Consider the following 16,224-nt stretch of genomic DNA (forward strand, 5'->3'; position numbering starts at 1 on the left):
GAATACTGGCAGAGATTGATTAGAACATGATAATGTATCGACTATTTGACGATCGGTTGCAAGTAAGTTGTATCGCAACGGTCAGGACTGGTATCTTTTGGAAAAAAGCTGCGTCTCAATCCGGAACGTTTCTGGATTTCTGGAGGACGAGATGCACGACATCCGTCTCGATCTCCGAACAGATGCTCTGATATTCGGCAAGCCGTGAGGGATTGGCATGCGGAATTTCCCTCGACATCCGTTCCGCAGCCATGCTCGCTTCCTCATAGGCCTCGCATAGATCCGTCAGAACGGTCGACTTCTGAGCCAAAATCTGCAACCGCCCACGCATGGCGGGTAGCTTCAGCATGAGCCGCCAAAGCCCTCTCCGGGCGAGATCCGAGCTGCCCCGGGTGATATCGCCATGCTTATCCATCAGACCGCGACCCCCGTCGCTGTAGCATTTGGAACCTGGCATCATCCCGGTCGGAAATCGCTTCCGAGCCGAGGGCTGATCCGCCAGTTGACCGACGGATTATCCCGACGGCTGCGGTTACGGGAAGTACGTTACTGTAAATGCTCCGTACCCAGGCGCCCGGTCGCCATTTACCCCCGCATTTACAGTAACGTACTTCCGCCCGCTGCCCTGAGAATGAGTAGATGTGCCCCTGAAAGAGGGCAACAGCATGCAAAGCAAGATCATTTATGCCGCCGGACTGGTCCCATTGATGCTTCTGACATCTCCTGCTCTTGCGGCCGATGTTTTACCTGTTCCGTTGCAGCAACCCGCGCCGTCGGAACCGGACAGGTGGCAATTCTCGTTTTCTCCGTATTTCTGGATCGCGGGGCTCGACGGAGACAGCGAGGTCTTCGGTCTCGGCAGGGTCCATGTCAGCCAGGACTTCTCCGACATACTGCCTGATCTCGATTTCGGGCTGATGGGAGCAGGTGAAGCACGCTATGGCCGCTTCAGCATCTTCACCGACATGAGCTACGTCAAGGTGACGACGGAATCCGCCACGCCGCGGGGGATCATTGCCGACAACATCACCGTCAAGTCCACCACCTTCACGGCATTGCTGGCCGGTGCCTACACCATCTACGAGGACGAGAAGGCCCATCTCGATGTTCTGGCTGGCGCGCGCTACTGGGACGCCGAGACCCGCATCACTCTCAGCGGAGGGCTGGTCGGAAGCGTGTCGGACAAGGATAGCGCCAGCTGGGTCGACGGCCTCGTGGGCTTCAAAGGCAACTATTCCTTTACGGACAAGGTTTTCGTCACGGGGTGGGGAATGGTTGGCGGCGGCGGAGCGGATCTCGACTGGGATGTCCTGGCCGGCCTCGGCTACAAGTTCAACGATACCTTTTCGGCTGTTGCAGGCTACCGCGCGCAGGGCGTGGATTTCAGCGATGACGGGTTCACCTACGACATGATCCAGCATGGACCGATCATCGGCATGAACATCAAGTTCTAGCCATCGATAGATCTCATCGAGAAGGAGGTTGCATGAAGCCGACGGTAACTCTTACCGCCGCAGTCGCGTCCCTGACGACGGTCGCGTCCGGCGCGCTCGCCGAGGACGCGGATCTCGCCAAGCAACTCTCCAATCCCGTGGCGTCGCTGATCAGCGTACCGTTCCAGTTCAACTACGACGGCGGTTACGGCCCGTTCGATGGGCAAAAATCCGTCCTGAACATTCAACCGGTCATCCCGATCTCGATCAATGATGACTGGAACGTAATTTCCCGCACCATCCTTCCAGTAGTATGGCAGGACGATATTGCCGGCGAGAGCGGCAGCCAATTCGGGCTCGGCGACGTTCTGCAGAGCTTCTTCTTCTCGCCCAAACAACCGACCGCCGGCGGATTGATCTGGGGTGCCGGGCCGGCTTTCCTGTTTCCCACCGCCACCGAACCATTGCTCGGCGGCGAAAAATTCGGCCTCGGCCCGACTGTCGTCCTTCTGAAACAGGACCACGGATTCACCTATGGCGCGCTGGCGAACCACATCTGGTCGGTTGCGGGCGACAGTGACCGCGACGACATCAGTTCAACATTCCTACAGCCCTTCGTATCCTACACGACGCCGGACGCCTGGACCTTCACCCTCAACACCGAAAGCACCTACGACTGGAAAGGCGACGAGTGGTCCGTCCCTATCAACCTTTCCGTGGCAAAGCTTGTGAAATTCGGCAAGCAGCCCGTCAGCTTCCAGCTAGGCGCGCGCTACTGGGCGGCGGCTCCTGACAACGGGCCGGAAGGCTGGGGCGTTCGCGCGGGCGTGACACTTCTGTTCCCCGAATGACGCCGCTCATTCCGACGGCTTTCGCATTGTGAAGACCACCGCCGGGGGTGTCGTCAGGCATCCGCGGCGGCAAAAAAATGTTTATCGAGGAGCCAGCCCTTCCAGTTCGTTCAGGCGTTTCAGCGCTGCCTGCTGCCGCAGCAGACCATAGTTGATGCCGCTGGCATTCAGCGTGCTGCCTTCCTGATAAGGGTATTGTTCGAAGTCCGAGAAGAACTCCTTGATCTTCTGCTGGATCGGGACGAGCAACCACATGTTCCGAGCCAGAAATTCGATGGCGCCCCCACCTTCTTCCAGCCCGCGTTCGTAAGGATCCATGCGCAGATTAGAGATCATCGCCCAGCTCGGAACCTCGCGTGTCGCCGTCGCAATATTGCCATGGCTGGCGTTCGCGAAGGCTAGTTTCCAATCGTTCCAGCGAATCGCATTCAGGTTGCCGCCCTGATCGAAGTAATAGACCGAATCCCGCGGGCCGGCCTCCGCGGCACCCTGCAGCAATGGCATGAGATCGTAGCCGTCGAGATGCACCTTGAACGTCTTGGTTCCTGACTTGAAGCCTGCCTTCATCTGCTCCTTCAGGTCGGACAGACCCGACGCACTGGCAAATGTCGGCATCCAATCCATCAGCGTGACGGGATCGTTAATCTCCCGTCCAGCCTCGACGACACCCGGCCAGCGAACCATCATGGGAATGCGGAAACCACCTTCCCATGTCGTGCCTTTCTCGCCATGGAACGGCGTCATGGCGCCGTCGGGCCACAAGGCGATCTCGGCGCCGTTGTCCGTCGTGTAGAGAACAATCGTGTTGTCCGTGATGCCAAGCTCATCCAGTTGGTCGAGAAGCTGGCCGACGTGACCGTCATGCTCGACCATGCCATCGGCATGGATGCCTTTGCCAGTCTTGCCCATGGCGTCCGGAGCGAGATGGGTGAAGACATGCATGCGGGTCGAGTTGAACCAGCAGAAGAACGGCTTATCGGCCTTCGCCTGCCGGTCGATGAAATCCTTGGCCGCCGCCAGGAATTCCGCGTCCACGGTCTCCATTCGCTTGGTGTTCAGCGCGCCGGTATCCTCTATCTTGCCGTCGGCGGTCGACTTGATGACCCCGCGAGGCCCGAATTGCCGGCGGAAGGCCGGATCCTTCGGATAGAAGTAACCCTCAGGCTCCTCTTCAGCATTCAGGTGATAGAGATTGCCGAAGAACTCGTCGAAACCATGCTTCGTGGGAAGATGCTGGTCCTGGTCGCCGAGATGGTTCTTGCCGAACTGGCCGGTTGCGTAACCTCTCGTCTTCATCACGTCGGCAATGGTCGGCATCCAGTCCTGAATACCATGCGGATCACCCGGCATGCCAATGGTGAGCAGTCCCGTACGGAACGGCTCCTGGCCAAGAATGAAGGAGGCCCTGCCAGCTGTGCAGCTCTGCTGACCGTAGGAATCCGTAAAGATCGCGCCCTCCTTGGCGATGCGGTCGATATTCGGCGTCCGATAGCCCATCAGGCCCATAGTATAAGCACTGATCTGGGGGATACCGATGTCATCGCCGAAAATGACGAGAATGTTCGGGGGGCGGTTTGCACCACCGTTCTGTGCCGGGGTGGCCGGTTGCGTCTGCGCGGCGAGCTTGGGGCCACCGGATGAAACCGCGACACCGGCGAGCGCAAGTGACGTCCCGCCGAGAAGAAGGTTGCGGCGGCTGACGGATGCCAGGCTTTCATCCAGCATTGTTTGGTCCCGCGCTCCAGCTTCGGGAATGCTCATGACATATCTCCTCTGTCCGGTTGGCCTTGAGCGGCAACAACAGAGGATCTTGCATCGCCCTTGGGTGCGAGGAAGTACGTTACGGTAAATCGCCAGGGATCAGGGTGTAAATCGACGTTAGGCCACGCATCTCCCGGGCCACGTTTGCTGGAAAGTCCGGCATCGACCGAACAGCTCAATCCAGGCAACAAATAGGCCGTGACCGGCATCTGAGACTGTGTCTCATGCCGGTCACTTGCTTGATGTGATCTATCCGTAAGCAGCATAGCGACGGCCATGGACGCGGGCCTTGGCTATTTGCCGCTGGCAATTGCCCGGTTGCTATTTCGTCGCCGTCTGCCCGGCGTTGCGTAGATTTATCTCGTCGGCAACGATGGAGGCCGCTTCGTTTTGCAGCACGTCCTTGGCATTCTTGCGGGCATTCTCGATGGCGAGATCGGCACTCAGGCTACGCTCGTTTGCCTGGAGGCCATCGTCATCACTCGGCGCGCCTGCGTCGTTGCGCGCCTTGAGCCGCTTCGCCAAGGCTGCTTGTTCGTTTCGACGATCGGTCTCGTTGAGGGAGATGACAAGCCTGTCGCGCTGCGATTTCAGCTCCGCGGCGTCTTCGACGAAGCGCTGGAAATCCTGATCCTTCTCGACGCGTGCATCGTGGCGGCTTTGCAGCTGCGGTATCAGCGCCTCAAGATTGCCGGTGGCCTTGTATTTCGCCGGCTTGATCTGGGCCCATGGCAGAGCATTGTCGTAGCTCGACTCCCCGAAAGTCTTCGGGTCGGAAAGACCCGGCAGACTGACGTCGGGTGTCACCCCGCGCAGCTGCGTCGTACCGCCATTGATCCGGAAAAACTGGGCAATCGTCAATTTCAGCTGACCGTATTTCGGCTTGCTGTTGCGGGCTGCCTGATCGAGATCGATCACGGTTTGCACCGTGCCCTTGCCGAAGCTGGGTTCGCCTATGATCACGCCACGGCCATAATCCTGTATGGCTGCCGCGAAAATCTCGGAGGCCGAGGCTGAACCACGATTGATAAGGACGCCAACCGGTCCAGCCCAGACCGGCTTGGAGAGATCATCGCGCTCGACCTCGACCCTGCCCTCGGCATCACGTTGCTGGACCACCGGTCCCTTGCCGACGAACAGGCCCGTCAGATCGATGGATTCAGCCAGGGAGCCGCCGCCATTGTCGCGCAGATCCACCAGAACACCATCGACATTCTGCTTCTTCAGCTCGCCAAGAAGCTTGGCGACATCGCGACTTGCGCTCCGGTAATCCTTGTCGCCTTTCCGCCGGGCCTCGAAATCCTCGTAGAAGGCCGGCAGCGTTATAACTCCGATCTTGCGCGTAACGCCGCCGTCTTGCACGGAAATGACGTTTTGCTTGGCGGCCTGCTTTTCAAGGCTGATTTTATCTCGCACCAGGCTAATGACGCGATGGCTCGCATTCTCGCCGGCATCCGCCGGCAGGACGTCCAGGCGAACGATGGAATCCTTTTCGCCGCGGATCATTTGCACGACCTCGTCGAGCCGAGTGCCGACGACTTCCTTCACGTCACCGCGATCGCCCTGCCCGACACCGATGATGCGATCCCCGACGGCGAGCTTTCCCGACAGCTGCGCCGGCCCGCCTGGAACGAGTTCACGGATCGTCGTATATCCATCACGCTCCTGCAGCACCGCGCCGATACCGACCAGAGAAAGCTTCATCGAAATGTCGAAGTCGGCCGAAGCTGCGGCGCCGAAATAGTCGGTATGCGGATCGACGGAGGTCGTGTAGGCGGCCATGAACGACTGGAATACGTCGTCGCTCTTGTAGCTATAAACGCGCTGAAGGATATTCTGATAGCGTTTGTCCAGCGTATCGCGAATGCGTGCGTCGGTCTGGCCTGCCAGTTTCAATCGAAGCCAGTCGTTCTTGACGCGCTTGCGCCACAAGTCATTGCTCTGCGACGCGGACTGCGGCCAGGGTGTGTCGTCGCTTGAGAGGGTATAGTCCTCCTTGGCGGTGAAGTCGAAACCCTGCTTCAGCAGGTTGCGCGCATATGTCATGCGATCGACGACACGCTGCGTGTAGACGTTGAAGATCGAAAAAGGAATCGACAGGTCTTCGCTGGCAATGCCATCATCGATGCCCGTGCTGCCGGGAGCGAATGTATCGATGTCTGCCTGCAGGAAGAAGCTGCGATCCGGATCCAGAGACTTGATGAACCGGTCCATTATCTTGGCTGACAATGCATCGTTCAGCGGCACGGGCTTGTAGGCGTAACGGCTCAGGAATTGCGCGCTCAACTGAGCGGCCTGCGCCTGTTGTGGCTGCGGCGACAAGACAGGAGGCAATCCAGCCTCCAGCGAATATGCCGGTGATGCGATTGCAAGGAATACGCCAACTAAACCATATTTAATCCGCATCCAGCCTGGCCTCCAATTGCAACGTCGTGTCTTTACCAAGCGCTGTTGGTGAACCACTGGCGCTGTTTTGGCAACCGCACCGCCGCGCAAAATTCCGTGTCTGCCAGTCAAATTCGGCATGATGAGACAAATCCTGGCTTCAACGGTCGCCAGATGAATCTGGGCGATCGCGACACCCACTGCCTGACAGGTACGCTGAGGAAGCGGCTCTTGAACAGCGCGATACGCGCTTCGGACCGGACTAGGAAGCCACTGACCGCTCCGCCAAGGGTATGATCAGCCGTGCGGTCAGCCCGCTCGGTTCGCGATCCAGCAATTCCAGCTTCCCGTGGTGAGCCTGGATGATTTCGGCAACGATGGAGAGCCCCAGGCCGAAACCTGCATCCGCGCCCCCGCGCGCCGCATCGAGCTTGAAGAAAGGTTCCAGGACGCGGCTCCGATACGCCTCAGGAATGCCGGGGCCGTCATCCATCACATCGATGACTGCAAAGCCATCGACGTTGCGGAGTTCAACCTCCACATGAGTGCCAAACTTCACTCCGTTTTCGCAGAGATTGGTGACGGCGCGCATCAGCGCCAGGGGCTTGAAACTCATGACCATGCGCATCGGGCCGCGATAGGCGATGTCATGGCCCATGTCCGCAAACTCGTCGCAGACAGTTTGCAGAACGGAAGCGAGGTCCGCCCGCTGAGGAGCCTCGCTCTGGTGGTTGTCGCGAAGATAGCCGAGGCTCTCCTTCAAGAGGCGGTCGATGCGCTCAATATCGGTGAGCAGCGCTTCTCGCACCTCGCCATCTTCGACACGATCGGCGCGCAGACGTAGACGTGTCAACGGTGTCCGCAAGTCGTGGCTGATGCCGCGCAGCATGCGCGTTCGGGATTCGACCATGGTCGAGATGCGGCGCTGCATGCCGTTCAGCGCCCGTGCGAGGGCCACGATTTCCACGCTGCCGCGCTCTTCGAACAAGGCTGGCCCGACCGAGATGTCCGCCTTCTGTGCCGCGGATGCGATGCCGCGCAGGGGGCTCGTGATTGCCCATACGGCAAAAACGGAAAACAGGATGATCAGGGTGGCGGTTGCCACCAGATAATTCGACCCGAATCTCAACGCATCACTGCGAAGAAAACTTTCGGGCAGCAGTTCCTTGACCAGCAACGTTTCGTGATCGACCTGCGCGGCAAGTACACGCTTTCCCTCAACAAAGGTTCTCCATCCTCCGAATGGCACCGGACGGTCCTCCGGGGGCAACAGCCGATCGATCATCCGCTGCATGAAAGGCTCGTCTGGCGACGACGTGGTTACATTGTCGAAAAAGGAGACCGGGCGCAGCTCGAGGCGCTGGTCATTTCGGTTGGCAGCTTCCACGATCACCTGCCGCTCCGCGGGTGTCGCGTCGGCCAAAACCAAGGCGATCGCGGAGACACGTGCGGACATGCCTTCAAGATCGGGCGCGTCATATTCGTCCCTCACCCAGCTTTCCAATGTCGACCCTATGACAAAGGCAATCACCAGGCAGGCCAGAATGACGGCAGTAATCTGACCGTGGATGGTCGAGCCCCACCGGGATAGTCGAAATCCCAAAATGCCTCCTCGGGACAAAGCCCGATGCGTGTGAACAATGCGCGCACGTGGTTACCTGCGCGCCAAGGATAACGGTCGGCGGAGAAATTGGACATTAAGTTTTGTGTCGATCCCGCGGAAAAGTCGCCGGATTTGGTCCGGGTGCGTCACTCGCAACATTGCTTAACACAAAGACATGCAGTGCCGGTTTCGTTCGTGACAGGACGGACATGTTGCAAGCACGGATCGCTTTTTTCTCGACGGCGCCCGTGTCAAATCACTGGAGCACCCATGTCTTTTATCCAACGGACCGAACGGCGACTTCTCGCAAGTGCCCTATACGTCTCATTCGTGCTGATCGGCACGGGCGCAAATGCGCTTGCAGCCGATGCGAGCCTGGCAGGCCAATCACCGGAACCGCCCTTCGACCAGGAACGCTTCAATGACGAGAAGCCCCAGAAAAACTGGAGCCTTATCCTCGGCGCCGGCGCCATCTACGAGCCCGAATATGAAGGCGGCGACAAGTTCGAGGTACAACCCGTACCGATCGTGGTCTTCACCTATGGCGAATGGCTGGAGATTGACCCGCGTGGCGTGACCATCACACCCTTTCGCCGCGATGGCTTCGCACTGGCGGCCAAGGTCGGATACGAAGGCGGCCGGGACGAGGATGACGCAGATCGGCTTGACGGCCTTGGCGATATCGACTTTGCCGCCACCGTCGGCGCGAAGGCCTCCTACACCTGGAACGGCTTCGAAGTCTACGCCACGATCGACCAGACCATCGACGGCAGCGAAAGCCTGATCGGCACCATCGGGGCTGAATATCAGGCACCGGTCACGGAGCGGCTGATCCTCGGCGCCGGGGTCGAAGCAGTCATCGCCAACGACAAGCACATGGAGGCTTATTTCGGCGTGAATGCTGCCCAGGCTGCACGGTCAGGCCTGCCAGAATACAAGGCGGAGGCGGGCTTCAAGCGCGTCAACATCTCGGCTTCCGCCACCTACATGCTAAGCGAGAACTGGCTCGTGCGCGGCGAGGCAAGCCTCGGCATCCTCACAGGCGACGCGGCCGACAGCCCGATCGTGGAAGAGAAGCTGCAGCCCTCGACGTCACTGTTCGTTGGCTACAAATTCTGAGCCGGGATGGATGACAACGAGGAAGGCCGGGCGATCGCCCGGCTTTTCTTTGTTGGAATCAGGCGTGCTCTACGCTGGCGGTAAACATGTAGCCACCCAGCCTTACGGTCTGCAGCAGGACCGGGTTCTTCGGATCCGCCTCGATCTTCTGGCGCAAGCGGCTGATATGCACGTCAACGCTTCGCTCGATCGGCCCTGCGAGCCCTGTATGGGTGAGTGAAAGAAGCTCCTCGCGCGTGATGACGCGCCCCGGATTGCGGCAGAAGGCGAGTAGGAGATCGAATTCCGTCGTCGTCACCGCGACCCGGGCATTGCTCGGGTCATGCAACTGCCTCCGTAGCGGATCGATCTGCCAGCCTTCGAAACGAAGCTTGCGCTGCACCGTCGTGTGCGCCAGTCCGTAGGATGCTCTCCTGAGGAGGCTGCGGATGCGTGCGACCACCTCGCGCGGGCTGAAAGGCTTGGTGACGTAGTCGTCAGCACCGACTTCCAGACCGACGATGCGATCGACCTCTTCGCCGAGCGCCGTCAGGAGAATGATCGGCGTCGTCTTTTCCGAGCGGATGCGCCGGCAGATGCTGAGACCGTCCTCGCCGGGCAGCATGACATCCAGGATGATGAGATCGAACTCGTTGCTGCGCAGCAAAGCGTTCATCACCTGCCCGTCTTCCGCCACGGTCGGGATCATGCCGTTTTCCTGCATCGCAAGCGCCAGCAGCTTACCGATTTCGGGATCGTCCTCTACGATCAGAATTTTTGCGCTGGCGGAATTTGCTTGCACGACCGTCATCCTCGCTTGCCTGAAGCGTGCATCGCACGCCCCATTGGCTGCAAATGTTTCGCTTTATTAAGTTTTGTTGCGGGCGCTGGGAAGGCTCCATGCCCCTGAATTGATGTCAGAGAGGCATCGTCCAGACGACAGGCAGAACACCAGCATCCTGGCCGAGCCTGATCAGATCGATAGCAATCCAGGCGCCGAGAAAGACTACCCCGTCCCTCAGGCTGCCGATCGCGCCCGATGAACGGAGAGGCACATCCTCGCATTCCTGCCAAAGCGAAAAATCCGGCCAGAGCCGCGGTACGCGGCTCCTATATTCCGCGAAACCATTGCCATAGCGGCTGCCGAGATAGGTTTCCTCGCCGCGCATCGCCATGTCGAAGGCGAGATAGGCGGCCAGCACGAACATCGCCATCGACAACAGGCTGCCTGTCTGGGCGCCGAGGCCGGCGATGCCGATCAGGCTGAAGAAATAGAGCGGGTTGCGGGTGATAGAATAGGGACCGACGGTCACCAGCTCGGAATTCTTGCGCCCGCCGATATAGAAGAGCGACCATCCGCGGCCGGCAATCGCGACGAAGATCGCCAATGTGCCGATGACTTCGAAAACGATGTTTACCAGCGGCAGTGTCGGCGGTACGGAGGTTATGGCGAGTAGGCAGAAGGCGATACCGCCAAGCGCCCGAAGCGCGTTGATGCGGTAGAGCTGAAGAAAGGGTGCGTGGACGTTATTCATGAAGGGTTCGAGGCCTCGTGGAGAAGGAAATACATCCGTTCTTCCCACGCCGCCGGGCGTTCCGGCTTAATGATATGTTGCACCTTGTTAAGCGGGGCAGAGAAACGTGACGGAGCCGGCCGAGTGACTGGCCGGCTCCGTCGTCGCGCGCCGCTGTGCGATTGGGGGGTACGGCGCGCAATCACCGGGTCTGGTCAAGACCCGCTTCGGCCGACTGAAGGAAAGGCCGGAGGAGAAAGCTCACGCGATCACCGAAGCCAGAGATGATTAGGTGCAGGGAAGGAATGACGATCAGGGACAGGATGGTCGATACGAGAAGCCCGCCAATGACCGCGATCGCCATCGGCGCCCGGAACTCGCCGCCGTCTCCGACGCCGAAGGCGGACGGCAGCATGCCACCGGCCATGGCGAGCGTCGTCATCAGGATCGGCCGTGCGCGCTCCAGGCACGCCTCGACGACGGCTTCAATGCGCGAGAGACCATGGGCCTCCCTCTCGATTGCGAAATCCACCAGCATGATGGCGTTTTTCGTCACGATGCCCATCAGCATCAGGATCCCGATGACGACGGGCAGCGAGATGGCGTGACCGCTTAAGAGCAGCGCGGCAACGACGCCGCCGATTGAGAGCGGCAAAGATGCGAGAATGGTAACCGGCGAGAGGACGCTCTTAAACAAGAGGATCAGGACGATGAATACCAGCATGATGCCTGCCCCCATGGCGACGGCGAAACTTTCGAACACCTCGCCCTCGGTGTCGGAATCGCCGGTGGCCTGTACCCGCACGCCATCGGGAAGGCTCCTGACGCTGTCCAGTTGCATGAGCCGTGCAAGGCCCTGGCCGGAAGTCAGGCCATCCGCTATGTCCGCGCCGATCTCGATCCGCCGCTGCCGGTTGTAGCGGTCGATCGCGGCAACGGTCTGGTCGAAGTCGATCCTTGCGACCGCGGCAAGCGGCACCTGGCCGCCGGCTCCTGTCGGCACTCTCAGCGTTTCGTATATGGGCAACCGTCCCCGCGCCGCGCGGTCGAGCAGGACCCTGATCGGGATCTGCCGCGAACCTTCAAGGAAATTCGCCAACCTGGAATCCACGTCGCCGATCGTCGAGATCCGCATCGTGCTGGCGATGTCGGCGGTCGAAACATCAAGCGTTGCGGCCTTGTCGGTATCGACCGTCATGCGAAGCTCCGGACGCAGGGCCAGATTGTCGCTGGCGGGATCGATGAAGCTGCCATCTGCCCCCATTTCACGCAGGATGCGGTCGGTCGCCCGCTGCACGGAATCGCCATCGCTGCCCAGCACGGAAAAGGACAGGTCGCGGCTGCCGCGATCATTGAGGAAGCGCAGGCGCGTGTCGGGAATATCCGCAAGCGCCTTTCCGAGTTCGGCCTCGATCGCGAAGGAGGAACGATTCCGGTTACTCTTGTGACTAAGGTCGATCGAAACCACGGCATGGCGCACGTCCTGCTGACCGGTCATGCTCGACCCTCCGCGAACGAGAACGCCATCGACTTCATCCAACTTGTCGATAACAGCGGCTATGCCGTCCGTCACGCTGCGGGTCTCGTCGAGCGTCGATCCGGGCGGCAGTTCGACCGTCAGCACCAGCCGTCCCGTATCCTCTTCCGGCAGAAACGTCGTTGGTATCGACATCAGCGAGATAATGGCGATGGCGAAGAGGCCGATTGCGGATGCCACTGTGCCCCATCTCCAGCGCAAGCTCATCCGCAGCAAACTTTCGTAAAGCAGGGAAGCCCTGCCCTTGCTCGCTTCCACCGGCGCGGCACCCGTCATCAGATAGGCGGCCATGATCGGCGTGATCAGGCGCGCGACCAACAAGGAGAAGAATACCGCGACCGCTACAGTCAGGCCGAACTCCCGGAAATAAAGCCCGACGACGCCGCTCATCAGTCCGACCGGGGCAAAGACTGCGATGATCGTCGCGGAAATCGCAATGACCGCGAGGCCGATCTCGTCGGAAGCATCGAGTGCCGCCCGATAGGCGGATTTGCCCATATTGCGATGGCGCACGACATTCTCGATCTCCACAATCGCGTCGTCGACCAGGATGCCAGTCACCAGCGTGATGGCAAGGAGACTCAGGATATTCAGCGAGAAGCCGAGCAGGTCGAGTGCAAAAAAGGTCGGGATGATCGACAGCGGCAGGGCAACGGCGGCAACCATGGTCGCCCGCCAGTCACGCAGGAAGAGAAAGACGACGACGATCGAAAGCGCGGCGCCTTCAAGCAGCGTGTTCATCGCCGAATGATAGTTGCCGGCGGTATAGGAGACACTGTCATCGACAAGACTAAAGCGGATGCCAGGATGCACGGCCTGCAGTTTCGCAACCGCCTCCGCGACGGCCGCCGCTACCGAAACGTCGCTTGCCCCCTGGGAGCGATAAATGGCAAAGCCGACGATATCCGATCCATTCAGCGTCGCGAATGTCCTCGGCTCGGCGATGGTATCGCGCACACGGGCAATATCCTCCAGACGCACGGAATTCTCGCCCGACAGAGAAAGGCGCCGCGCGCCGAGTTCTTCCACCGTGCCGGCCGCAGCGGCAGTCGTCAAAACCTGCTCACCGCCGTCGACGTCGCTGCGCCCGCCGGAGCGATCGAGCTGGGTCTCGACGATCGTCTCGTTGATCGAGGCCGCGGACAGGGAAAGTGCCTGCAGCCTGTCGGCATCGAGTTCGACGTGGATTTCCCGGTCGGCCCCGCCGATCCGCTCGACCCGCCCCACGCCTGACAATCCCTGCAGGTCACGGGTCACGGAATCGTCAACGAACCAGGAGAGCTCCGCCACCGTCATGTCCTGGCTGGCCACCGCATAGGTGACGACGGATTGCGCCTCTTCCTCGACCCGCTCGATGACAGGCTCGTCGATCGTGCCCGGCAGATCGCCCCGGATGCGGATGACAGCATCTCGCACGTCGGCCATTGCCCGATCCGGCGAAACGAGGCCCAGCTCGAACTCCACCGTCGTGACCGAGCGCCCCTCCCCGATCGTCGAAGACAGTTCCTTGATCGCCGGCAGCGAGGCGATTGCGTTCTCCACATGCCGCGTGACTTCGGTCTCGAGTTCGACAGGCGTGGCACCGGACTGCTCGACCGTCACCTTCACCGTCGGAGTGATGATCGTCGGGAAATAGGTGATCGGCAGGCGGGCAAAACTGTAGAGCCCGGCAACGGTCAGAATGACGAACAGAAGCACGGATGGAAGAGGATTGCGGATCGCCCAGGCGGAGATATTGGCGTTCATCGCGCCACCTCGCGCTCTTCCAGGGTGAAGGCAGCAAGATGATCCTCGGCGGGTCGACCCGAGGCGGCGACCAGGGGCCTGACCCTGTCCTCGGCTTTTAGGAACCCGCCCGATTTCAATACGACCATCTCGCCATCACTGACGCCGTCGACGATCTCGACCAGTCCGTCCTGACGCGCCCCGGTCGTTACCTGCCGCAGGTCGATCACACCGTCGCGCACCACAAGGATATTGCTGCGGCCGCCGGCGGTCTTTACCGCACTGCCGGGAAGCAGGATGTTGCGCCGTGCCGAGGCATTGATGGTGCCCCGCGCGAAGGCTCCCGGTTTCAGACCGGACGTCTCGTCAAGTTCGACACGCACTTCGCCGCTGCGCGTCGCGGCATCGAGACCGGCTGCGTTCAGTCGCACGGTTCCACCGAGCGAGCCTTCGTACCCGAACAGATTGATCTCTGCGCGCATGCCTTCACCGAGCCGCAGGAAGCTGGTTTCCGTCACCTGTGCGACGAATTCAACGACTGCGTCCCTGGCGATGACGAAGAGCGGAGCCGCCGATCCGGACGTCATGGCGCCGATGCGGGCGGTTCTTCGCAGCACCAGGCCGGCCTCGGGCGCCCTCACCGTACTGCGCTCGATCGTCAGCTCGATCTCGCGCCGCTCGCGGGCAACAAGTTCCATGTCGGCTTCGGCAAGCGCCACGGACTGGCGTGCAAGGCCGAGTTCCGCGAGAGCACGGGCATGGGCATTTTCATGCTCGTCCAGAACCTGTTGCGACACCGCGCCTCGCGGCTGCAATGCACGGCTGCGCTCCAGTACCCGGCGGGCCTGTGTCTCGGCCACCGATGCGACATCGAGTCTGCTCATCTCCACCTGCATGGCGGCCCTGGCGCGCAGGATGCTGATCGCGTTCTTGTCGAGGAGCATGACTGCTTCGGTCGTGTCTATGATGGCGAGCGGCTGTCCTTTCTGGACACTCTGCCCCACCTCCGCCAGGATCTTTTCGATCGCCTGGCCCTGGACGAGAGGATGGACATCGACCTCTTCCCTTGCGGCCAGCGAGCCAACGACCGGGATCTTTTCCGTCACGGCGCCCTGTCGCGCGACGACGACCGTAACCGGCATCTGCTCTTTCGCGTGAGAGGCAGAGAGCGGAACAAGCCAGAGCAATGCGGCGCTTGCCAAAAAAAGCACTGCGACGATGCGCGCCGGCGACAAGACTGACAGGGACAACCCACCCATGAAACGACCTTCCGTTTGATCCGCGGGCCAGTTGCCTATGCGGATGATCCGGATCAGACCGTAGCGATAAGACGAACGACGGAGATGTCATCGCGTTAAGAAACGTTGCGAGCGGTCGCGATCAGGTGAGATGGAAAGATGTGAGGAGAATCGACGACCTAACCGAGAACGGCCTAGTCTCGCACGGATCCCGATTCCGTGTGGATCCACCGGTTGAACAGCGCCATCGACTGGCTCAAGGGCAGATTGCGCGGCCGGGTGAACCAATAGCCATGGTCACTACGATACCCCAGCCCGGCCGGGTTTACCAGGCGGCCTGCGGCAAGCTCCTCGACGATCAGCCCATGGGGTATCAGCGCCATGCCCTGTCCTGCGAGAGCTGCACGAATGACCATCGTATAGTAACCGAAACGCATCGTGTGCCGCGCCTCGAGCCCTTTGTTGCCGTGAAAGGCGGCCAGGAAGGGCCAGTGAAACGGCGTCTGGGGGTGTTCGAGCATCACGCCCTTCGACGCCGCCTCGATCGTGGCCGGCTCACCAATCTTCTCCCAGTAGGAAGGCGCGCTGACGAGCCGGATGTCGTGGCCAAACAGATATTCGCCCTCTTCGTCGTCCACTGGTTTCACGACAAAGCGAACCATGCCATCCGGCACTTCCGTCTGTGTCTTCGACACGAATGTGGTGAACTGGACTTCGATTTCCGGATGCGCCTCGGTGAATTGTGCAAAGCGCGGCAGAAGCCAGCGGTCACCAAAGATCGGCGGCACCTGGAGGCGTAGCACGCGCGGGCCAGGTTTCATTCGCGCCACCTTCAGCGCGGCATCCTCCATCGCCTTGATCGCCGTGCGCGCGTGCTCGATGTAGATGGCCCCGAGTTCGGTCGGCACCATGCCGTTCGGGGTCCGCAGGAACGCCGGACCGCCGATCAACTCCTCCAATCCCAGCAATTGCTTGCTGACGGCACTCTGCGACAATGAAACGGGCTCGGCCGCCGCACTTGTGGATCCGCGCTCGGCAACAGCCAGCAGGACCTGTAGCGCCGTCATCGACGGAAATTG

At 60.5% G+C, this 16,224-nt stretch carries 12 protein-coding genes; 3 read left to right on the forward strand and 9 right to left on the reverse strand.

Translation table 11 applies throughout. From position 1 onward, the window contains the following. Positions 1–115 precede the first annotated feature (115 nt). Complete coding sequence (locus BM216_RS14715; protein WP_244530182.1) at positions 116–349, reverse strand: hypothetical protein; 234 nt, start codon at positions 347–349, stop codon at positions 116–118. Between the two features lie 316 nt (positions 350–665). Between BM216_RS14715 and BM216_RS14720 the strand changes: the two genes are divergently transcribed. Beyond that, entirely contained in the window at positions 666–1,454 is a 789-nt protein-coding gene (locus BM216_RS14720; protein ID WP_092999939.1) for a porin family protein, read from the forward strand. Positions 1,455–1,486: 32 nt separating this feature from the next. Then, positions 1,487–2,284, forward strand: a complete 798-nt coding sequence (locus tag BM216_RS14725; RefSeq protein WP_092999940.1) for a hypothetical protein — start codon at positions 1,487–1,489, stop codon at positions 2,282–2,284. Positions 2,285–2,365: 81 nt separating this feature from the next. On the opposite strand, the gene BM216_RS14730 is transcribed toward BM216_RS14725, so the two are convergent. From BM216_RS14730 to BM216_RS14740, 3 genes are all read right to left on the reverse strand, one after another. Then, positions 2,366–4,045, reverse strand: coding sequence for an arylsulfatase (locus tag BM216_RS14730; protein ID WP_244530183.1), 1,680 nt, complete (start codon positions 4,043–4,045; stop codon positions 2,366–2,368). 321 nt (positions 4,046–4,366) lie between these two features. Continuing rightward, positions 4,367–6,451 (reverse strand): carboxy terminal-processing peptidase, encoded by a 2,085-nt coding sequence (locus BM216_RS14735; protein WP_092999941.1) that lies wholly within the window; start codon positions 6,449–6,451, stop codon positions 4,367–4,369. A gap of 241 nt (positions 6,452–6,692) precedes the next feature. Continuing rightward, the gene (locus BM216_RS14740; protein ID WP_244530184.1) at positions 6,693–7,853 is read right to left on the reverse strand and encodes an ATP-binding protein; all 1,161 of its coding nucleotides are present in this window, start codon (positions 7,851–7,853) and stop codon (positions 6,693–6,695) included. 450 nt (positions 7,854–8,303) lie between these two features. Here BM216_RS14740 and BM216_RS14745 point away from each other — a divergent pair, with 450 nt between their 5' ends. Continuing rightward, on the forward strand, positions 8,304–9,152 hold the full coding sequence (locus BM216_RS14745) for a MipA/OmpV family protein (protein ID WP_092999943.1): 849 nt from the start codon (positions 8,304–8,306) through the stop codon (positions 9,150–9,152). A 58-nt stretch (positions 9,153–9,210) separates the two neighbouring features. Here the strand turns inward: BM216_RS14745 and BM216_RS14750 are convergent, their stop codons facing one another. The 5 genes from BM216_RS14750 to BM216_RS14770 all read right to left on the reverse strand — a co-directional run bounded on the left by BM216_RS14750 (position 9,211) and on the right by BM216_RS14770 (position 16,212). After that, complete coding sequence (locus BM216_RS14750; RefSeq protein WP_092999944.1) at positions 9,211–9,942, reverse strand: response regulator transcription factor; 732 nt, start codon at positions 9,940–9,942, stop codon at positions 9,211–9,213. A gap of 106 nt (positions 9,943–10,048) precedes the next feature. Further along, a complete protein-coding gene (locus BM216_RS14755) occupies positions 10,049–10,666 on the reverse strand; it encodes a methyltransferase family protein (RefSeq protein WP_092999945.1) in 618 nt (205 codons plus the stop codon). Between the two features lie 181 nt (positions 10,667–10,847). Continuing rightward, positions 10,848–13,928 carry an efflux RND transporter permease subunit gene (locus tag BM216_RS14760; RefSeq protein ID WP_092999946.1) on the reverse strand — a complete coding sequence of 1,027 codons (3,081 nt, stop codon included), beginning with the start codon at positions 13,926–13,928 and terminating at the stop codon, positions 10,848–10,850. Then, on the reverse strand, positions 13,925–15,166 hold the full coding sequence (locus BM216_RS14765) for an efflux RND transporter periplasmic adaptor subunit (RefSeq protein ID WP_244530185.1): 1,242 nt from the start codon (positions 15,164–15,166) through the stop codon (positions 13,925–13,927). Before BM216_RS14765 ends, BM216_RS14760 begins: the two co-directional genes overlap by 4 nt. A gap of 173 nt (positions 15,167–15,339) precedes the next feature. After that, complete coding sequence (locus BM216_RS14770; protein WP_177230797.1) at positions 15,340–16,212, reverse strand: LysR family transcriptional regulator; 873 nt, start codon at positions 16,210–16,212, stop codon at positions 15,340–15,342. Between the last annotated feature and the right edge of the window lie 12 nt (positions 16,213–16,224).

Origin of the sequence: Rhizobium sp. NFR07, assembly GCF_900111905.1 — a bacterium.
In the GTDB taxonomy this organism is placed as follows: Bacteria; Pseudomonadota; Alphaproteobacteria; order Rhizobiales; family Rhizobiaceae; genus Neorhizobium.